Source organism: Brevibacillus sp. 1238, assembly GCF_029892995.1.
Taxonomy (GTDB): domain Bacteria; phylum Bacillota; class Bacilli; order Brevibacillales; family Brevibacillaceae; genus Brevibacillus; species Brevibacillus parabrevis.
Genome location: NZ_JARXWC010000003.1, coordinates 499694 through 517146 on the forward strand (window position 1 = coordinate 499694; position 17453 = coordinate 517146).

A 17453-nucleotide genomic window follows, 5' to 3' on the forward strand; every position below is an offset into this window, starting at 1 on the left:
CTGGTAGGAGGTCGAGCGCATGGACTTGAAGCGCTTGGACCTTCTTTTTGTATCTGGTCGCTCGCCTTTGGCGGGGGCTATACAGTGGTTTACTGACTCACCATACAGTCACCTTGCTATCGTGCTGGATGACATGCACATTGCGGAGATGGATTGGCGGTTTCCATTGCAGCGGCACCACAATAATTATCCACCGTGGCAATGTGACGTGTACCGATATCGCGGCGAGCTGACAGCGGCGCAGGTTGCCACAATGACCGAATTTATCCAGGCGCACATCGGGACGGTGGACAAGATGTTTGAGGCAGCGGGCATCAGGCTGAGGAGCGGCGATATCGGCAAGGTTTCGCCTGCTGATTTGGCACGGTCAAGCCTGCTGCAAAGAGTCGCGTAGCTTTACATGACAACAAGACTGAGAGCCAGCCCCGAACAGATCGGGGAAATTTTTGTTCCCGGATGAGGGGGGATAGGAACATGAATTTTGACGGCATGATCACAGTTATTACAGTTGTGTCTGGACTTACAGGCATTGCGTTGGGGTGGATTGGCCGGGTCAGGACGGGATCAGTAAGGATGGACTGATGCCATGCAACGCGTCCACGTCTATGGATATGGGGGTGCTTTTGACTGATGAAGTTCAGCAATCAAGAGTCCATCACGGAAATTCGCAAAAAGCAGCAGGAAACGCCGGAACAAAAGATTGTCAGGCTGGAGGCGGAGCTGGTCGCCGAAAAAAATGACAAGTTAACAATCATGGAGGCAACTGCTCAACTGTATGAGGAGTTGCTGATGTTGAAAGAGCAGATGCCAGGAGGGACGGCAGAGTGGCAGCAATTTACTACAGTTTGATCAAGGCAGGCAGGCGGGAGATGGAACAAGTTCCCGCGCATCTTCGAGAGGAAGTGCAGGCGATGCTTGATGCTGAAATCAGCGCTAATTAATCTTGGCATCTGGTTCGTATCTTTGGGGGGGAGGTGAGGACATTTTGGTAGCGATCTACGTTGCTCTGATCGTCGCTGGCCGCCGCATATACAACAGTGTGTCGGTTGGCTTGAAACCAGCCGTAAAAGAAGACCCGGAAGCATTGGGGCTAGGCACTGAAGGTAAGCCTTTGGTGTAATGCTCCATTCGTTGAAAGGGGTGTTTTTTATGGGGGCGGCTAATGTGGCTCCCTATATATTTGTCGAAAACAATTTGTGTCAATGCAGACATAATTGGTGTACAATAAAAACGCCCATTGTGAATTTTCTTTCTTATCCGTTGATGGAACGCCGTGTGCGATGAAAGTCGCCTGCACGGTGTAGGCTCGAACGAAAACCCTCGTAAAGAGAAGGGAATAAGTCGAGAATAGCACACCAATATTTAATCTTGGAACAATGTTTGAAGATGGAGCAGCATTTGGTCCACAGGAATTACCATACAATCACAATCTCAGTGCAATCTTCCTGGATCAAGCGAATGGCCCTGGTACGGTTACATTTTCGAACGCGAGAAGCAGTGATCCTGCTGTAGGAAACCCTAGAATCCAGCATGGTGCGATGAATGTATCGTTGATCGTAGATAAGGTTGGGGTAGGGGAAACAACGGTATCATTTGATTACACTGACATCACCGGCGTCACCCGCACGCACTCTTGGGTTTTTAAGTTTAATTAATATCTTTGCTTCCATCAATGGCCCTCGGGAAATCCCGGGGGTATTTTTTATCAACTAGACCATGAGCCAGCCCCGAGCCGACCGGGGCAATTTTTACTGCACCGAGGGGAGAGAGGAAGAAGAGCGAATGGACAACTTTATCAAAACAGGAATTGCTATCGGAGGCGCAGCAGCCTCTTTTCTTTTTGGCGGCTGGTCAGCATTGCTCAGTGTGCTACTCGCATTCGTCATTTTTGATTTTGTCACTGGCCTGATTGCAGCCGGAATGGAAGGAAAGTTAAAAAGCAAGGTCGGTATGATCGGCATTGCGCGGAAGTTGTTCATCTTTTGCATGGTCGCGATGGTGCATCTGATCGACATGTCGCTTGGTGACCAAAATTTCATCCGCGACGCGACGATCTTTTTTTACCTGGCAAACGAGCTGCTAAGCATTATCGAGAACGAGGGACGCATTGGCCTGCCCGTTCCGGAATTGATTAAGCGAGCAGTAGAGGTACTAAAAGGGAGAGGGGAAGGGAAATAACATGCAAATCACAGAAATGCTACTCACGAACCCAACGGCCAGACCAGGTACAAAGATGGTCCCGAAAGGACTGGTCATCCACTGGACAGCCAACGAGAAAAAAGGCGCCGATGCGGTAGCAAACCGGAACTACTTCAACAAGCCGACGACAGAAGCCAGCGCTCACTACATCGTGGATGACTGGCAGATCGTCCGGTGCTTGCCGGAAATTGAAATGGGCTACCATGTCGGGGGGAAATCGTACAAGTCAGGCTATCGCCACTCGGGAAACCGGGCGTTTTTTATTTGCAAGTTTCCCAGTTGTTCGAATGAGAACAAACGTTCTTTTTGGGCGCGAACTTGTCGGCAGGAGAAGGCTTTGGCCGACAGATGAAGCTGGCGGAAGCGACGAATGATGCCATGGAGCTGTATGAGGCAGCCTGCCGGTTGTTTGCAGTATCGGGATCAACCTGGAACAACTCGTTTCCGATCATGCCGTGCAGCTGAATTTGTTCACAGACAACCACAAACGCCGTTCGCTCGCCCGGACGATCGATGAGATTCGTACGCGGTTTGGTACGGACGCGATTTTGCGGGCAGCCTCTGTCACGGAGGCTGGTCAGGCGAAAGAACGCGCGCAAGATCGGGGGGCACTATGAGTGAAAGAGACGCGTGTCTCTAGAAAAGATAACGTGTTTGCAGCCAGTCGATTTGTACTGGCCGGATCAAGCTGGTAAACGATGAGGACTGGCAGTGGATATCGATAGATGCTACCATGTCTGTCCGTTCATAGCCTTACCCTGCCGGACATAGTAAACTAGAGTAAAGTGAACAAGGCGGGGCTATTTAATGAAAAAAGCGCTGGTTTATATTATGGGTGTTAACGAGGCATCCGAAGCCTGGGAGCTTAGCAATGACACGATCAGAGAACTATGCAAGAGCGGTAAAATCGTCGCTGCACCAATTGACGACACATGGGCTATACTTCGTGAGCAATCAGAAGCAACCTTGCAACTGATCGAGGACATTCGGAAGAAAGAGAGTCTGTATCATGTTGCTGCAGATTCACCTGATGAGCCAATCATCAATTTATTAAAGGATATCGTACTACCTTTAGATCAGCCTATCGAAACGATCTTTGAGTATGACACTGGTCGCCTTTCTACACGAGCTATAAATGCACTGAGAAGAGTTGGCATCAGAACAGTACGTCATTTGGTTGAATCTACCTTTAATCGACTTTGGCCTATTCGAAATTTGGGCAATCGTGCTCTGATGCATACTTTTCACGCATTGAAGCAAGCAGCTACAATCCCGTCACCTTGACTTGGTGACGGGGAAACCCCTTGTGCCTCATGGTGCGAGGGGTTTTTTGTGCTCCACTCTTTGCTCATTTTGTCTACATCCTTTTCCTTAACGAGATATAATGGAATCATAAAACGTAAAGTTCACTTTAAGTCAAGGATGGCCGTTATGTCAGGTCTTAGCATCGGTCAATTGGCTGCAAAAGCAGAATTGAGCGCATCGACACTTCGTTATTATGAATCTGTTGGATTGCTGCCAGCGCCTGAGCGAAAAAACGGTCAGCGCCGCTATGATGAATGTTTGCAGAAGATAAACAATACGGGGGCGTGTTAGAAAGGGGCAGTGCGAGAAGTGATTGCAAGAGAGCAATTAGAAAAGCATCAAATATGGCTATATGCTGCTGTATTAATGATTGCTGCCGGATTTGGCTTGTTGTGGCCGGAATCGAGCAAAAGTTTCGATCAGATGATTTCGATTGTACTCGCCATTTTAATGTATGGCATGTTTGCGCAAATTCCTTTTTTTCGTTTAAAAGCGGCGTTAACAAATCGAAAGTTCATCTATGCACTACTTATTACGAATTACATAGCCGTACCTGTTCTGGTGTGGGGGTTAACCCGGTTTCTTTCAGCCGATCCAGCGATTCTGCTAGGTGTGCTTCTTGTTTTGCTCACGCCCTGCATTGACTACGTGATCGTTTTTACACATCTTGGGCGCGGGAACGAAAAGCTTGTTCTGGTTTCAACTCCCATCCTTTTTGTCACCCAAATGCTTTTATTGCCTGTTTACCTATGGCTGTTTATGGGCAAGACAGCGGCTGAAATCGTGAGTGTCGGGCCTTTTTTCGAAGCATTTTTAGGACTTATCGTTGCTCCGCTGCTACTTGCTCTGCTTACACAATGGTGGGCACGGCGACAGCCAAAGGGAGAACATCTCCTTGATGCGACTGCATGGCTTCCAGTACCTTTTATGGCCCTGACTCTTTTTGTTGTCGTTGCATCACAAATCGCCAAACTATATACCTCTTTTGAGTCTATTGTCCAAGTGGTTCCCGTCTATGCAGCATATATGGTCATTACGCCGATTGTTGCTCGTATCGTTTCTCGTCTGTTCCGTTTAGATACCGGAGCGGGGCGGGCCCTTATTTTTAGCGCAGCAACTCGTAACTCGCTTGTCGTTCTTCCCTTTGCACTGGCGCTACCAGAACCACTAAACGGGGTGGTGTCTGCTGTCATCGTAACGCAAACGGTTGTAGAACTTATCGGGGAGCTAGTATACATTCGGCTTGTTCCAAAGGTGCTTTTGCGAGGGACGGATTGAAAACCGAAAGCATGTTCCGCACAGGCATCCACGACTGGAAGCACGGATGAGGTAACAGGTTGGCACCTCAAAAAAGCTTTATTGCAAAATTCGTTTCCCAAATGCTAAAAATATCCTAAAATATTGATAATTGATCAAGAGCCCTTTTACACAACTAAATCAGACCATGCAGAAACTCACAAGCGAACAAGCGAAAAGAGGGAAACAAATGACAACAACCATGGATTCAAAAGAGTTCGTCAATCGCCGTCAAAAACTCGCGGAAAAAATGCCTGAGCATAGCGTACTGGTCCTATTCTCTGGGGTTGCCAAGACGCGCAGCCAAGACGATAAATATCCGTTTTCACCGAACCGCAACTTCTACTATCTCACCGGCATCGCGCGCAGCAACCTCATTCTCATGATCACGAAACGCGCGGGCAGCGTGAGCGAAACGTTATTTCTCCAGCGCCCAAATGAACTGGAAGCGAAATGGACAGGCGCCGTCTTGGCGGATCAAGAGGCAAAAGAGTTGTCTGGTATCGAATACTTCGACTATCTCGATGAGTGGCTGGAGGCTTTTGCGACTTTTGTGCGGCGTTGCGAAGGTCAGTGCTCGCTCTATCTTGACTTGTATCGTTACCAGTGGAGCGATGAGCAGACCCTTGCAGAGGCGTTTGCTAAAGACGCGCAAAAGAAATACAAGACTTTGCAAATGCAGGATGCAGGCCCGTGGCTGAAAGAACTGCGCATGGTAAAGAGTCCGGCAGAGATCGAAGAAATCAAGCGTGCGATTGCGATCACAGATGAAGCCATCCGGCGTATGTGGGCGCATGCACGTCCTGGAATCATGGAATATGAGCTGGAGGCGCACTATGATTTTGCGTTGAAGTCGAACGGGGTGCGCGAGCTGCCGTATTTGCCAATTATTGCGAGCGGCATCAATGCTACTGTTTTGCACTATGAGGCGAATAATCAGCGAGCGGAAGATGGTGACCTGGTCCTGCTCGACCTTGGTGCGGCATCGAACTACTATGCGGCTGATATTTCGCGTACATTTCCCGTGAATGGCCGCTTTACAGAACGTCAAAAAGCGATTTATCAACTCGTGCTCGAAGCCGAAATCAAGACCATCGAAGCTGTGAAACCGGGTGTCACGCTTCAACAACTAAACGAGGTCACGAAACAAGTATTGGCGGATGGCCTGTTGCGTCTCGGTCTTATCCAAGACAGCAGCGAACTGTCCAGGTACTACTACCATGCCGTGTCGCATCACCTTGGGCTGGATACGCACGATGTTTCGGACTACAGTGCTGTCATGCAGCCTGGTATGGTGATCACGATTGAACCTGGCCTGTACATAGAGGAAGAAGCGATTGGCATTCGGATTGAAGATGATGTGCTAGTCACCGCAGATGGCTATGAGGTGCTCTCAGCGCAGATCCCGAAGGAAATCGCAGAAGTGGAATTGCTGATCGGGAAAAAGGAATAGCGAACGCTTGCCAGCCAGATGGCATCGTAAGCAAGGCATCATGCAAGCATTCGTCTAATACGCGAAACGGGAGGGCGTCAGATTCGCACCAACACAAAAGGTGTGATCTGGCGCTTTTTATTTTGCCGCTGCCAAGCGCGTGGTTCGCATGGAAGCGGCGATGAGCCAGGATGCATGAGGCGATAGGAACGTAACCGGATAGCAACTGACGCTTTTCTTTTGCAAAATGCCAAACGGACCGAACCTTTTTGGGCAAACGAGACAATATAGGGTGTAAGCTGCTTACTCAGGAGGGCCCTCTGAATGCAAAGGGAATACATGTACGAATTGCTCGCGAAAATGAAAGAAGGGAATCGACAGGCGTTTCATGCGTTTTATGACGCAACTTATCAGGATGTGTACCGGACAGTCTCCTTTCTCGTGGATCATCCGCAAGATCGGGAAGATGTCATGAACGAGATTTACATGCAAATGTGGACCTCGCTCGCGAACTACGATACGAACCGGCCTTTCCACTTTTGGCTGCATGGCTTGGTCGTCCGCCAAGTACAGCGATTTCGGGTCAAACGCTGGCGGAGATTCCGAATTTTTGAGCGCGTCCGCGTTTTCTTTCGGGACGAGAATCACTGGGACCAACCGACTGTGCTGATGGATGGAACGAATCAAATGATAGAGCAGGCCATCCAAAAGCTGACGGACAAACAGCGAACGGTGATTATCCTCCGCTTTTTTCACGACTATACGCTGGAGGAAATCGCGGTCTTGCTGCAAATTCCGCCGGGTACAGTCAAGTCCAGATACCATGCGGGTCTTGAGGCGCTGCGAAAATACGTACGGAATCTCCCCCCGGAAAGGATGGAACAGCTCAATGCTTATGGAACGCAAAATTCGTGAACATCTCGAGCAAAAAGCAGAAACGATGGAGTGCCCGCCGGCCATTTCCAGACGAATCGAACAATCCTATTCTCACTATTTGCAACAAAAAAGGAGCGGAATAACTATGAAAAAACGATTGATAAGCGGTATCGCAGCCGCAGCGATTTTGATTCCAACGGCAGCATTTGCAGCCCCAGCCTTGATTGAAATTTTGACCCGAACACCGATGACTGCCGAACAAGTCCAAGTAGATGAAGTCGGCAAGGCAACACTTGAAAAGCTGTATCGTGCTTTTCCAGAGACAAAATCGTTTGCGATTATCGACGCCAGCAACGTTCAAGGTGTCCAAACAAGCATCACTTTGCAGGACAAAAGCGGGAGCGGCAAAAAGTTTACTCTTCATACAAACAGCCGTACGGGTACGATTGAACACATCATCCAGGAAAATGACGGGGGATCTGAGGAAAAGCCGCTGATTGCTTCCACCGAGCAGGAAATCAAGGCGAAAGTAGACGAGCTGCTGAATAAAATGTACGGCAACATCAGCGAGTACGAGTTTGCTATGGAGCAAATGGAGAACGCGGAGCAAAAAACGCTTATGCTCAATTACAGCAAAAAGGGAGCGAAAACCCCGTTCTACCAAGTATTTGTTCAGGGCAATACGATCAGCGCGTCGCTAATTGGAGGGGAAACGACACCTTCCGCCGCGAAAGTAGAAGGCTTTTTCACGATGAACGGCCAGCCTGATTATACTGCCGATGCTTTTTTCAATGATGAAAAGCTGTTGTCTTTGCTAAAAATGAGCGCAGCCGACTTAAAACAGGAACTGGCAAAAGGGAAATCGGTTGTGGAGATCGCAGCCGCTAAAAATATCTCCAAGCAACAAGTAATAGATGTCATTGCAACAACGCAGGTTGAGGTGCAAATGCAAGGGGAGAACAGCAAAGCAGGCAGCCATTCCAAAGAACAGATGCTGAAAGCGATTGAGCCAAAAGTATTGCAACTGATTGAGCGCAAAAATGAAACATCGAGCAAAAAATAGCAAGCTCGGCACATAAGGTTGGGAGATAGCGCGGGAGAAGCGAAATGACATTTTGCCAGAACCAGCAGCAATAACAGGATCAAAAACAGAAAAAACGCTTAACGAAGCTGCGCTACCAAACATTCGTTCACGGCATTAGCAGTAGCGTACGAAAACTTGAACTCAAAAAGGTGACCCGGAAGAGGCAGCGCTTGCAAAAAGTGCTCCTCCTGCGGGTCACTTGCGTTTTCATCAACAATTCGAATGACCGATGGTGTCACGGGGCAAAGGAGGGCGTTTGCAAAAATGGCACCCCAGTGATTTGTGCTATAACCAAGCCCGTTTTAACAACTCCACGCCAAGCTTGACTTCATCGCATGACAAGTTGCTGAACCCAAGTCTAATGATAGGCTCTGCGGTCTTGTTTTTCAAAAAATAGAGGGAAGTAGGATAGACTTTCACTCCCAGAAGGGAAGCTTGCTGAATGAGCCATTCCTCTGAACGCTCCAAGTGCACTTTGACCAAGACGTACAAGCCAGACTGCTCGCCAATGACAGTGATGTTGTGCTGGAAATGATTCCGTAATTCAGAAACGAAGTGCTGCATTTTGCGCTTATAAACAAGCCGCATTCGTTTAATGTGGCGATTCCATTCGCCTTCTTCCATAAATTTTGCCATAGCGAACTGGCTCAGCAGCGACGTCGTGCTCTCGAAATGTGCGAAGTGCTTTTTATAGCTGTCTAGCAGTGGCTGCGGCAACACCATGTAACTTAAACGTATGCCTGGCAGAAAGCACTTGGAAAAATTGCCAAGGTAAACAACTCTCGCGGAATCGATGGAAGCGAGAGCGGGGAATGGCTGTTGGGTATAGCGAAATTCACTATCGTAATCATCTTCAATAATGTACCCTTGCCGCTTGTTTGCCCAATGGATCAGCGCATGCCTTTGTTGAATGGTCATGCTTACTCCGTATGGACTGTGGTGGGACGGAGCCACATAAATTAATTTTGATTTCGTATGTGCCAATTGGGAAAAATCAGCGCCTGTCTCATAAACGGGTAACGTTTCCAGCGTAAAACGATTTAATTGAAAAGCTTCCCGAGCGCCATCATAGCCAGGGTCTTCCACAATGATGCTTGAGAAATCACGTTTCAGGACAAGACTTAAATACAGCAGCATTTGTTGGGTACTGCTTCCGATGATAACGGCATTCGGATCTGTGCGTACCCCGCGAGACTGGAGCAAGTAAGCTGCGATTTGTTCGCGCAAACACCGTTCGCCAAAAGGTTCTCCGTAGCGATAGGTGTCTTTTGCCGTTAAGATTTGATTCGAAATTCTTCTCCACGCTTTTACAGGGAAGTGCGTCTGATCGACGACATCTGCGCGGAAATCAATGCGAGCAGATGGTATCGGCTCTGCTTGCCTGTGATGAGGCGTGCTGTGAGTTGCTTGAAATAAAAGGGGCTCTAGCTCATTGACAAAATACCCTTTTCGACCTTCGCTACGTACATACCCTTCGGCAACAAGCTGTTCATAAGCCAGCAAGGTCGTATTGCGGCTGACATGCAAAGAATCGGCAAGCTGGCGGATGGAGGGCAAAGGCTCACCCGCCTTTATGTCGCCTTGCTCAATAAATGCTTTAAATTTTTCGTAGATTTGTTTGTATTTAGGAGAGTGATCCTGGAAGGTAAAAATGGTATTTTTCATCTATATCCCTTCTGACATGTACATTTACTCCGTATTGTATCTTTTTTTATGTCAGTTTGTATTTTATTGTTTGCTCATCGGGCAGTTATTTTGCATACAGAAAGGATGAGCATGGTGTACACTCCGAAGCAATATCGCATGAATCATGATGAGGCGGTTCAAATGATGAAGACTTCCCCGTTTGCCTTGCTGATTACGGTGGAGCAACAGCGCCCGTTGGCTACGCACATTCCGGTGGAGATTCGCGAAGAGGAAGGGAAAATTTATGCCACGGGGCACATCGCATACGGCAATACGCAGAAAAAAACGTTGAAAAACAATCGTGATGTCTTGCTGATTTTCCAAGGACCACACACCGACATTCAAGGGGCAGCCAAAATGAGTCAAAATCGCAACAACACCGATTACAAATCGATTGTGGGAGAGCTTGAAAAGTCAAATGATCAAGAGGAAAATCTCGTTGCTGAATGGCTGCGTGAGCAACGGAAAGAGTTATTTAAATAATTGGCCTGAAAGTGCTTTACGCAAGCCCAAGCAGATCGTGTACAAACATACAGCAAGGAGTTGCAAGTCATGGAATTTTCAACGGTTTGGCTGTTTGTAATTGCTGCCGCTACCTTGTTAATCATACCTGGACCTGCTGTGTTCTACATTATGGCAAGAAGTATAGATCAAGGCAAAAAAGCGGGCTTGGTATCGGTTCTCGGTGTATCTTTTGGTGGTTCTGTCCATGTGATCGCGGGAGCAATCGGAGTTTCTGCGATCCTGATGACGTCAGCAACAGCCTTTCATATCGTGAAATACGTGGGAGTTGCCTATCTGGTCTATCTCGGGTGCAAGACTTTGTTTTCCAAAGCGGATCGAACAGACGCAGAGATACCAAAAGCCCCTCGCAAACAGTTAGGGAAGATTTTTTGCGAATCCGCCATCGTGGAAGTCATGAATCCGAAGACAGCGCTCTTTTTTCTAGCCTTCTTTCCGCAGTTCATCTCACCTTCTGCTGGCTCCGTTACCGTACAGTTTTTGCTTTTGGGAGCGATATTTTTGATCCTGGCTTTGATTAGCGATGGGCTGTATGCGGTTCTCGCAGCAAGTATTCGCAAGCGGATTGTGGGCAGAACAGCGAGTTCCAGGTTAGTGAAGCGGATAACCGGCTATTTTTATATGGTTCTAGGGATCATTTCCGCCTTTGCCAGTCCTGCCAAAACATAAGAGCATGATCGTGTTGTGACGCAACAAATGACGTTTCTGCCAAAAATGAAAGGGAGAGATCAAGGATGCCTAGATTTATCGCGGAAGATGACTTTTGGTCGCTATTTCCCCAGGCCAAAATAGGCGTCGTTATTTGTCAGGGGATTGATAACTCTATCAAAAACGTTGAAGTTTACGAGAAGCTGCTACAGGAAGCAGGGAAAGAAGCGCAGCAATTCCTCAAGTTGGAGGAATTGAGCAGTAATCCGGTCATTTTGGTTTGGCGCGAGGCGCAGCGGACGATGCTAACCGAAAAGACGAAAAATGCTTTCCTCTGTATGGAATTAGTCGATGAAACGAGAAGCGATGAGTTTCATAGAGCGCTAAAAGAATTGTCTGATCTCGTCTCCCGCCATCTTGGCGGTACGGTGAAGCTGGAAGTATTGGACATCCATAACAGGGAAATGGCCATTTGAAACTAAGTGTTAAAGACGTGGAATCAGGATGTTTTTCAACCGAGATAGACAAACATGCGGCTGCGTCCCGCATAAAAGAAAAGCTTGTCAGAACTCTCAATCGACCTCGCTTCGGCGGGGTTTTTGCGTTAGGCAATGCCAAAAAACAACGCGAAGCATATTTGCGCCAGGCTAAAAGTTGCAATGGCGAGTGCATGATGGTATATTAATTGAGGTATCAATGATTGATGGGTCAAGTAATTGTCAGCCACTAACTGCATGCTGCTGAATTTGCTCATCCACACGCATGATCCGTATCGATTTACCAGCCCCCGGGAGGCATTTTTCATGACATACAAGGAGTTTGAAGAAGAACAAATTCTCAGCTTGCTCATTGGTTTAACCAATAAAATCAGCCCGAAATTCGAGCGCTGTACCGGAATCAGTTCGACTCGTCTCGCGATCTTGCAAATGTTGTGCGAGCGAAGCGAAATCAATCAGTCCCAACTGCAAAAGCACATCGACATCGATGGTGCGGCTATTACACGGCACTTGAAGCAACTGGAAGCGGATGGCATGGTGATTCGCTACAAAAATCCAAATGATAACCGCGAAACGTTCGTGCGCTTGTCCGACGAAGGGATCGAGCGGATTGAAGGGTACAAAAGCGAGAAACGGATTTTTATCCAGCAGATTTTGGCGGGATTCAGCGAGGAAGAGACGCGGGTCCTGGCTGATTTTCTCAAACGGATGCAAAACAACATTTGATCGATCAGAAAAGGAGTCTGTTACTATGGTGCGCACATTGCAAAAGACAAACGATTTTCGGGAAATTACATTTGGCCGTCGCTCTGTCAAACTGTATGACCCGGAAGTCAAAATCAGCAGGGAAGAGATGACCGAGATTTTAGCCGGAGCGACGCGTGCCCCATCTTCGGTCAATATGCAGCCATGGCGTTTCGTCGTGATCGAAAGCAAGGAAGGGAAAGAAAAGCTGGCCGAGCTGGCTCGTTTCAACAAGACGCAAGTGCTCACTTCGTCTGCGGTCATTGCCGTATTCGTTGACATGAACAATGCCGCATACATGGATGAGATTTTCGGAAAAGCGGTCGAGCTTGGTTACATGCCGCAAGAAGTGAAAGATATGCAGCTGCAAGCGGTGAAACCGTACTACGCGAATCTGTCGGTTGCTGATCTGCGGGACGTCAATTTTATTGATGCGGGACTCGTATCGATGCAACTGATGCTCGTTGCCCGTGCTTTTGGCTATGACACCAATCCGATTGGCGGCTATGAAAAAGAGCAAATCGCCGAGGCATTTGATCTGGACAAGGAACGCTATTTGCCGATCATGTTAATCAGCATCGGCAAAGCGGCGAAGGAAGGGCACTCGTCTTATCGATTGCCGGTGGAGACAGTGACCACCTGGAAATAATCCAACTACGTTTTCGAAAGGGAGAAAAAACATGCTGATCATTCATGCGCATCTGCAAGTAATTCCTGCACAGGAAGAAGCATTTTTGCAAGCGGTCAAAGGGCTGGTTGCTGCCAGCCAGGCGGAAGCAGGCAATCTCGGATACGTTCTGATGAAAAGCACAGAGCAAGAGCATTGCTATACGATGGTCGAGAAGTGGGCGGATGCTGCGGCAGTAGCGGCGCACAATGCAAGCGCTCATTTTCAGGCGTTCATCAAGCAAGCACCAGCTTTTGTTTCGGCACCGATGGAAGTGGAAGTATTCGCAGGCGAGCCAGTGAAGCTGTAAATCAGTCTGGAAAAGAAAAACAGCAAGGGTGATCCTGGGAGCTGACTCCAGGTGATCAGCTTTGCTGTTTTTTTGCATGACGGGAAGACATTGCGGTGGAAAGCATAGACCCGAAAAAAAAGACCCCACTTCTGGGGTGTAAATCCAATGACCCGTTGATGGAGGGGAGTTAGGAAACGCTTATTTCGAAGCAATCTGAGACAGTCCCACCTTTTCCGTCATGAGCGGTGACTTTCACGATAGCGTAATCTGAATGACCCGAAATGGTATGGAATACAATTTTTCCATAGTTAGGGCTAGTAACGACATCGTTGAAAGTGTAAACAAAGCCCGATCCCCGTTCAAATTGAATGGTAAAAGTCAGGCTATCTTCATCGGGATCAGCAAAATAATCGGTAAGGGAAACAGCCTCATGGGTTCCGGTAGGAGGGATAGCGAGATCAGGTATTCCCGAGCCTACAACAACCGGGGCTTGATTGCTATTCTCGACTTCTTCCCTGCTGTTTTGGAGGGATTTCGTTCGAGCCTACACCGTGCAGGCGACTTTCATCGCACACGGCGTTCCATCAACGGATAAGAATGGAGGAAAAGGAACAACGGGCACTATCATCGTACACCGCCTATGTCAAAATTTACACCTTTTCTTTCCATTTCACCCCAAAAAGCAAGCAATCACCAAAAGTTTGGGGAAAAGTATCCATTAAGACACAGGAGTCGTAATACATATAGACCCAGGCAATCTCGGTTCACAAGATGGAGAACAGGTCCGGAAAGATTTGAAATGGGGGGGTCTGATGAAAAAGCGGTTAGTAGTAAGCGGATTGATCCTTGTCTTTGCTTGCGCTTTCGTATTCGACAACAAACTTTACTATCCGCCACTCCCAATAGAAAGTATGAGCAAAAAAGCGGTGATAGAAAAGCTGAATGACTCTGACAAACCAATCGTTACATTATCGAACGAAAACGGTCAACAATGGTATATCATACGCGAACGAGATGCATCCGCAGCTGATGAGTTGATTAAGAAAATGGTCAGTCAAAAAGGATGGACGTTCCGACAAAAAGAAGGTAGTGGCCTCTTCTTTGAAAAACAAGGAGAAAATTTGATTGTAACTACCCAAAAGTGGACGGGTGACTATGTGTTAGTGAAAATTCCGGCCCCTTTTTCATGACTAAACGCGGTTCGCTTTCCGGTTATTTATGAGGCTGTCTGCTTATGAGTGATGAAGAGATAAAAAAATTAACCCCTACCTAACTTTCGATAGGAGACGGCAGAGAGGCAGGCAAAGTATAGTAAAAGTACCCGAAAGGAACATCCTCGCTTTAGTTGATGGACGCCATCTTCGATGAAAATCGCCCTCCTCGTGGCGTATCCTGTGTGGAAGGAACCATCTCTCCGTGCACCTTCCACACAGGAAGCGGGCTTATAATGGATTCCATTTGAGAGAATCAGATACAACCTCTCGCCCGCTTGCCATCAACAACCCCTTGAGCTGCACGAGGGGTTCATTTTTTTGCCAAAACAGCTCCTTGTTCATGAATGAGAACAAGGAGCTGTCATCGTTTTTGCCCAGAAAGTTGCTGTTGGTCCCTCATTTGATCATGAGAGCTAAAAACTCGTGCAGTTTATCCAAAGAGCGGATGTTTTGATTGCAGGTTGTGCTGTCTTGGCATAAATAGTTTCCTTTTTTCAAATACGTGCCGTCACTTGAACCGCGTGCTTCCAGGACGAACATGCCGATGTCGGAAACTTTGTTGCAGATGGCACAGATGCCTTTCTTCGCTATGGGCGTAAAAGTGCCGTGGATACCGATCAGCTTGTCGGGGTAGTTGGCGATGATAAATTTTTTATCAGAACCGTTGTCGAACCAACTGATGTACGACAACTCGGCATACGGAAGCTCGGCGGCTACTGGTGGCTTGAGCTTCTTGATCTTCGGGTACATTTTTTTGATCGCTTGCTCGGTAACAGCGGGAAACGGAACAACATAAGGCGACAAAGACAGCAGAAACTGTTTGGCTTCGTTCTTTTCTTTCAGCGAACGGATTGGCGCAAGTAGTTGTCTTTGTTCGTCAGAAAGATCAGCGAACAGCTGAAAAACCGCTTCCTGCGCAATGTCTTTTCGTGCCCGGATGACGTTCAAATCCGTGCTGCCCGTATACGCATTCAACAAGTTTTGCACCTGCCATTTGATAAAGTTGTAGTGGTGGGGAAAAATAAACGGTTGCATGTGATCGTGTACCTCCTGTATGTGTCCGCTGCGCTGGTGGAAGAACGCAGCAGTTTTGTCTCTTTTACTTTAAAAGCAAACGGCTGCGCTTGATAGGGAGAGAACGATTCTAAACAAAACTCGGCATAGAAAAAGCACTGATCGTCCTGGGGACAGATCAGTGCCTGAGTCTATTTGACATATACGATTTTTTTGATCGTTTCGATCGAGAGAAAGTACTGTTCGGCCAGCTGTGGAATGGACACACCTTCGCGAAAAGCGTTGCGGATCAGGTTGTTCCTTTCATCCAGCTGTTTTCTTCCGCCAGAGCGGGTTCCCCATTTATAATGCGTGGTTTTTGACTTCGGGATATAGATGGTTTCCCCCTGCACATACTTCTGGATTTCTGCAATCAGGCTTTCTGGCAGCATATTGGCTGCATTCGCATATTTCATTTTCGCTCGCTCCTTATTTTGGCATTCAAATAAGGGGCAAAGCCGGAAAATAAAAAATGAGATACATAACGGTAGGCGATGTATTGTCTAAACGACTGTCCACCTCATGCAAAGTATCGCCTTTTTATTTCCAGGCTTTGCATGAGACGCTGCAGTATCTGGCAAACTGAATCCATTCACCAACCATACACCCCCTCGATCACGATTCATACCTTCCTGTGCAGTACGCAAACTCTGCGCAGTTCCTTCCATTATAGATCATCTTGCAGCGATTTTCATGCGCAGATGTTTGCGAGCGCTTTGCCAAGTTACTCAAAAAACACGATCTTTGCGGCTTATCGGCCGACGATCAGGTCAAGCAACTGATCATCTGTCCATGGCTCCAGCGCAAGCAACGCTTGGTACGGGTCAGCTCCCGGGATGTGAAAGTAGGAGGCAAAAGCTGGCTCTGTCTTCAAGCCGTTTTGCTTGAGCTGGCGGATGTGCTGCCGCGCTTTCGGTCCTGCCAGTTGCAGCAAGCGATGTTCGATGATCATGTGCCGATACGCGTTTTGTTGTTCGACGGGGCGCGGTTGGGCAAAAAGCTCGAACCAGAAGCCGTGGGCAAAAAAGGAGACAAGACATGTGGGCACAGCTTGTACCGGCATGCGGGCTTCCTGGTATCCTTCGCAGTCTGCGTAAAAGCTGCGGGCGATCTCGGCGAACAGCTCAAGATCGTAGCATTCGCAGACGATGTCCAAATCACTGTCGCCAAGATCGATGTCGAGCGGAATCGTTCCGGCGAGCACCGGATCAAAAGCTTGCAGGCGTTGCAAGACCGCGCTTTGTTCGATGGCTCGTGCGGCTGTTTGCTGTTTTGCTGTACCGTTTTGCAAATAGGTGAGATCACGCCAGTTTCTCGTCATAGAAAACTCCTGTTTCCTTCGGTATTTGCAGATGTTTGTCGCAACAAGTATGATAGATTCGCGAAAACAAGTGTGCAACAAAAATCGCTTTTGCTCGTATTACCTATGTGAGGGGAGTGCATGCAGATGGATATTTTACTCTGGATCGTTGTTTTGGTGCTATTCGCGCTCAGTATTGCAGGTATATTTTTGCCTGTGTTACCCGATACGATTTTGCTGTGGGCAGGCTTTTTGCTCTACCACTTTTTCATAGCAGATCCGGGAGCGGGGTTGCCAGCGTCCTTCTGGTGGGGAATGGTGGTATTCAGTATTTTGCTGTACGGCGCTGACTTGTTGACCAACATGTATTTCGTGAAAAAATACGGCGGCTCCAAATGGTCATCGGTGGCGGCTGCCGCAGGGATTTTTCTCGGGATTTTCGTGTTCCCGCCATTTGGGATGATCATTTTGCCGTTTGTCTTTGTCGTGCTGGTGGAGCTGTTGGTGCAGAACCAGCCTTTCGAGCGGGCGGTCAAAGCGGGCTTTGGCTCCCTGATCGGCTTTTTGGGAAGCGCAGTAGTCAAAGTAGTGTTGCAGGTGACCATGATTATCTGGTTTTTCCTCGCCAGATAGAGAGA

The 17453-nt window shown here is 47.9% G+C and carries 26 protein-coding genes; 22 read left to right on the top strand and 4 right to left on the bottom strand.

Translation table 11 applies throughout. The features are described 5' to 3' along the window. Positions 1–19: 19 nt before the first annotated feature. The 14 genes from M2298_RS10050 to M2298_RS10110 all read left to right on the top strand — a co-directional run bounded on the left by M2298_RS10050 (position 20) and on the right by M2298_RS10110 (position 8171). On the top strand, positions 20–394 hold the full coding sequence (locus tag M2298_RS10050) for a C40 family peptidase (RefSeq protein ID WP_122965341.1): 375 nt from the start codon (positions 20–22) through the stop codon (positions 392–394). 236 nt (positions 395–630) lie between these two features. Beyond that, complete coding sequence (locus tag M2298_RS10055; protein WP_122965342.1) at positions 631–849, top strand: hypothetical protein; 219 nt, start codon at positions 631–633, stop codon at positions 847–849. Next, complete coding sequence (locus M2298_RS10060; protein ID WP_255679063.1) at positions 825–941, top strand: CD1375 family protein; 117 nt, start codon at positions 825–827, stop codon at positions 939–941. The genes M2298_RS10055 and M2298_RS10060 overlap by 25 nt, the downstream gene beginning before the upstream one ends. A gap of 44 nt (positions 942–985) precedes the next feature. Then, entirely contained in the window at positions 986–1120 is a 135-nt protein-coding gene (locus tag M2298_RS10065; protein WP_254223122.1) for a CD1375 family protein, read from the top strand. A gap of 662 nt (positions 1121–1782) precedes the next feature. Beyond that, the gene (locus M2298_RS10070; protein WP_280648474.1) at positions 1783–2178 is read left to right on the top strand and encodes a phage holin family protein; all 396 of its coding nucleotides are present in this window, start codon (positions 1783–1785) and stop codon (positions 2176–2178) included. A gap of 1 nt (position 2179) precedes the next feature. Continuing rightward, on the top strand, positions 2180–2551 hold the full coding sequence (locus tag M2298_RS10075) for an N-acetylmuramoyl-L-alanine amidase (RefSeq protein ID WP_481752851.1): 372 nt from the start codon (positions 2180–2182) through the stop codon (positions 2549–2551). Next, entirely contained in the window at positions 2548–2664 is a 117-nt protein-coding gene (locus M2298_RS28240) for a hypothetical protein (protein WP_370641078.1), read from the top strand. The genes M2298_RS10075 and M2298_RS28240 overlap by 4 nt, the downstream gene beginning before the upstream one ends. Next, positions 2655–2816, top strand: a complete 162-nt coding sequence (locus M2298_RS28245) for a hypothetical protein (protein ID WP_373926282.1) — start codon at positions 2655–2657, stop codon at positions 2814–2816. The genes M2298_RS28240 and M2298_RS28245 overlap by 10 nt, the downstream gene beginning before the upstream one ends. Before the next feature lie 190 nt (positions 2817–3006). Beyond that, a complete protein-coding gene (locus M2298_RS10085) occupies positions 3007–3483 on the top strand; it encodes a DNA-directed RNA polymerase subunit alpha C-terminal domain-containing protein (protein ID WP_122965345.1) in 477 nt (158 codons plus the stop codon). A 147-nt stretch (positions 3484–3630) separates the two neighbouring features. Beyond that, positions 3631–3795 (top strand): MerR family DNA-binding transcriptional regulator, encoded by a 165-nt coding sequence (locus M2298_RS10090; protein ID WP_229049696.1) that lies wholly within the window; start codon positions 3631–3633, stop codon positions 3793–3795. 18 nt (positions 3796–3813) lie between these two features. Further along, the gene (locus M2298_RS10095; protein WP_280648475.1) at positions 3814–4782 is read left to right on the top strand and encodes an arsenic resistance protein; all 969 of its coding nucleotides are present in this window, start codon (positions 3814–3816) and stop codon (positions 4780–4782) included. A gap of 220 nt (positions 4783–5002) precedes the next feature. Further along, positions 5003–6253, top strand: a complete 1251-nt coding sequence (locus tag M2298_RS10100; RefSeq protein ID WP_481752852.1) for an aminopeptidase P family protein — start codon at positions 5003–5005, stop codon at positions 6251–6253. Between the two features lie 303 nt (positions 6254–6556). Continuing rightward, a complete protein-coding gene (locus tag M2298_RS10105; RefSeq protein ID WP_122965348.1) occupies positions 6557–7147 on the top strand; it encodes a sigma-70 family RNA polymerase sigma factor in 591 nt (196 codons plus the stop codon). Then, positions 7122–8171, top strand: a complete 1050-nt coding sequence (locus M2298_RS10110) for a hypothetical protein (RefSeq protein ID WP_173598846.1) — start codon at positions 7122–7124, stop codon at positions 8169–8171. The genes M2298_RS10105 and M2298_RS10110 overlap by 26 nt, the downstream gene beginning before the upstream one ends. Before the next feature lie 306 nt (positions 8172–8477). On the opposite strand, the gene pdxR is transcribed toward M2298_RS10110, so the two are convergent. Beyond that, positions 8478–9857, bottom strand: coding sequence for a MocR-like pyridoxine biosynthesis transcription factor PdxR (gene pdxR / locus M2298_RS10115; protein WP_173596534.1), 1380 nt, complete (start codon positions 9855–9857; stop codon positions 8478–8480). 111 nt (positions 9858–9968) lie between these two features. Between pdxR and M2298_RS10120 the strand changes: the two genes are divergently transcribed. The 7 genes from M2298_RS10120 (at position 9969) to M2298_RS10150 (ending at position 14438) form a co-directional block, all read left to right on the top strand. Further along, complete coding sequence (locus M2298_RS10120) at positions 9969–10361, top strand: FMN-binding negative transcriptional regulator (RefSeq protein ID WP_256436763.1); 393 nt, start codon at positions 9969–9971, stop codon at positions 10359–10361. 69 nt (positions 10362–10430) lie between these two features. Beyond that, positions 10431–11069 (top strand): LysE family translocator, encoded by a 639-nt coding sequence (locus M2298_RS10125; RefSeq protein ID WP_173596535.1) that lies wholly within the window; start codon positions 10431–10433, stop codon positions 11067–11069. Between the two features lie 65 nt (positions 11070–11134). Continuing rightward, the gene (locus tag M2298_RS10130) at positions 11135–11524 is read left to right on the top strand and encodes a hypothetical protein (RefSeq protein WP_173596536.1); all 390 of its coding nucleotides are present in this window, start codon (positions 11135–11137) and stop codon (positions 11522–11524) included. Between the two features lie 327 nt (positions 11525–11851). Beyond that, complete coding sequence (locus tag M2298_RS10135) at positions 11852–12271, top strand: MarR family winged helix-turn-helix transcriptional regulator (protein ID WP_122965352.1); 420 nt, start codon at positions 11852–11854, stop codon at positions 12269–12271. 25 nt (positions 12272–12296) lie between these two features. Then, positions 12297–12938, top strand: a complete 642-nt coding sequence (locus M2298_RS10140) for a nitroreductase family protein (RefSeq protein WP_173596537.1) — start codon at positions 12297–12299, stop codon at positions 12936–12938. A 31-nt stretch (positions 12939–12969) separates the two neighbouring features. Continuing rightward, positions 12970–13266 carry a putative quinol monooxygenase gene (locus M2298_RS10145; RefSeq protein WP_122965354.1) on the top strand — a complete coding sequence of 99 codons (297 nt, stop codon included), beginning with the start codon at positions 12970–12972 and terminating at the stop codon, positions 13264–13266. A 794-nt stretch (positions 13267–14060) separates the two neighbouring features. Next, positions 14061–14438 (top strand): hypothetical protein, encoded by a 378-nt coding sequence (locus M2298_RS10150; protein ID WP_173596538.1) that lies wholly within the window; start codon positions 14061–14063, stop codon positions 14436–14438. A gap of 420 nt (positions 14439–14858) precedes the next feature. On the opposite strand, the gene M2298_RS10155 is transcribed toward M2298_RS10150, so the two are convergent. The 3 genes from M2298_RS10155 to M2298_RS10165 form a co-directional block, all read right to left on the bottom strand. Then, positions 14859–15497: a FusB/FusC family EF-G-binding protein gene (locus tag M2298_RS10155; RefSeq protein WP_217021293.1), complete on the bottom strand. Its 639-nt coding sequence runs from the start codon at positions 15495–15497 to the stop codon at positions 14859–14861. 170 nt (positions 15498–15667) lie between these two features. Then, complete coding sequence (locus M2298_RS10160; protein WP_267901847.1) at positions 15668–15982, bottom strand: CD3324 family protein; 315 nt, start codon at positions 15980–15982, stop codon at positions 15668–15670. 284 nt (positions 15983–16266) lie between these two features. Further along, positions 16267–16836: a DUF4269 domain-containing protein gene (locus tag M2298_RS10165; protein ID WP_173598843.1), complete on the bottom strand. Its 570-nt coding sequence runs from the start codon at positions 16834–16836 to the stop codon at positions 16267–16269. A 126-nt stretch (positions 16837–16962) separates the two neighbouring features. Here M2298_RS10165 and M2298_RS10170 point away from each other — a divergent pair, with 126 nt between their 5' ends. Continuing rightward, positions 16963–17448 (top strand): DUF456 domain-containing protein, encoded by a 486-nt coding sequence (locus tag M2298_RS10170; RefSeq protein ID WP_173596541.1) that lies wholly within the window; start codon positions 16963–16965, stop codon positions 17446–17448. The last annotated feature ends 5 nt before the right edge of the window (positions 17449–17453 follow it).

Excerpts from the sequence above, each read along its gene's own strand:
- M2298_RS10050 (WP_122965341.1), top strand. The coding sequence starts at position 20 with ATGGACTTGAAGCGCTTGGACCTTCTTTTTGTATCTGGTCGCTCGCCT.
- M2298_RS10100 (WP_481752852.1), top strand. The coding sequence starts at position 5,003 with ATGGATTCAAAAGAGTTCGTCAATCGCCGTCAAAAACTCGCGGAAAAA.
- M2298_RS10130 (WP_173596536.1), top strand. The coding sequence starts at position 11,135 with ATGCCTAGATTTATCGCGGAAGATGACTTTTGGTCGCTATTTCCCCAG.
- M2298_RS28240 (WP_370641078.1), top strand. The coding sequence starts at position 2,548 with ATGAAGCTGGCGGAAGCGACGAATGATGCCATGGAGCTGTATGAGGCA.
- M2298_RS10120 (WP_256436763.1), top strand. The coding sequence starts at position 9,969 with ATGGTGTACACTCCGAAGCAATATCGCATGAATCATGATGAGGCGGTT.
- M2298_RS10110 (WP_173598846.1), top strand. The coding sequence starts at position 7,122 with ATGCTTATGGAACGCAAAATTCGTGAACATCTCGAGCAAAAAGCAGAA.
- M2298_RS10150 (WP_173596538.1), top strand. The coding sequence starts at position 14,061 with ATGAAAAAGCGGTTAGTAGTAAGCGGATTGATCCTTGTCTTTGCTTGC.
- M2298_RS10085 (WP_122965345.1), top strand. The coding sequence starts at position 3,007 with ATGAAAAAAGCGCTGGTTTATATTATGGGTGTTAACGAGGCATCCGAA.
- M2298_RS10125 (WP_173596535.1), top strand. The coding sequence starts at position 10,431 with ATGGAATTTTCAACGGTTTGGCTGTTTGTAATTGCTGCCGCTACCTTG.
- M2298_RS10145 (WP_122965354.1), top strand. The coding sequence starts at position 12,970 with ATGCTGATCATTCATGCGCATCTGCAAGTAATTCCTGCACAGGAAGAA.
- M2298_RS10135 (WP_122965352.1), top strand. The coding sequence starts at position 11,852 with ATGACATACAAGGAGTTTGAAGAAGAACAAATTCTCAGCTTGCTCATT.
- M2298_RS10055 (WP_122965342.1), top strand. The coding sequence starts at position 631 with ATGAAGTTCAGCAATCAAGAGTCCATCACGGAAATTCGCAAAAAGCAG.
- M2298_RS10090 (WP_229049696.1), top strand. The coding sequence starts at position 3,631 with ATGTCAGGTCTTAGCATCGGTCAATTGGCTGCAAAAGCAGAATTGAGC.
- M2298_RS10170 (WP_173596541.1), top strand. The coding sequence starts at position 16,963 with ATGGATATTTTACTCTGGATCGTTGTTTTGGTGCTATTCGCGCTCAGT.
- M2298_RS10165 (WP_173598843.1), bottom strand. The coding sequence starts at position 16,836 with ATGACGAGAAACTGGCGTGATCTCACCTATTTGCAAAACGGTACAGCA.
- M2298_RS10105 (WP_122965348.1), top strand. The coding sequence starts at position 6,557 with ATGCAAAGGGAATACATGTACGAATTGCTCGCGAAAATGAAAGAAGGG.
- M2298_RS10070 (WP_280648474.1), top strand. The coding sequence starts at position 1,783 with ATGGACAACTTTATCAAAACAGGAATTGCTATCGGAGGCGCAGCAGCC.
- M2298_RS10075 (WP_481752851.1), top strand. The coding sequence starts at position 2,180 with ATGCAAATCACAGAAATGCTACTCACGAACCCAACGGCCAGACCAGGT.
- M2298_RS10140 (WP_173596537.1), top strand. The coding sequence starts at position 12,297 with ATGGTGCGCACATTGCAAAAGACAAACGATTTTCGGGAAATTACATTT.
- M2298_RS10155 (WP_217021293.1), bottom strand. The coding sequence starts at position 15,497 with ATGCAACCGTTTATTTTTCCCCACCACTACAACTTTATCAAATGGCAG.
- pdxR (WP_173596534.1), bottom strand. The coding sequence starts at position 9,857 with ATGAAAAATACCATTTTTACCTTCCAGGATCACTCTCCTAAATACAAA.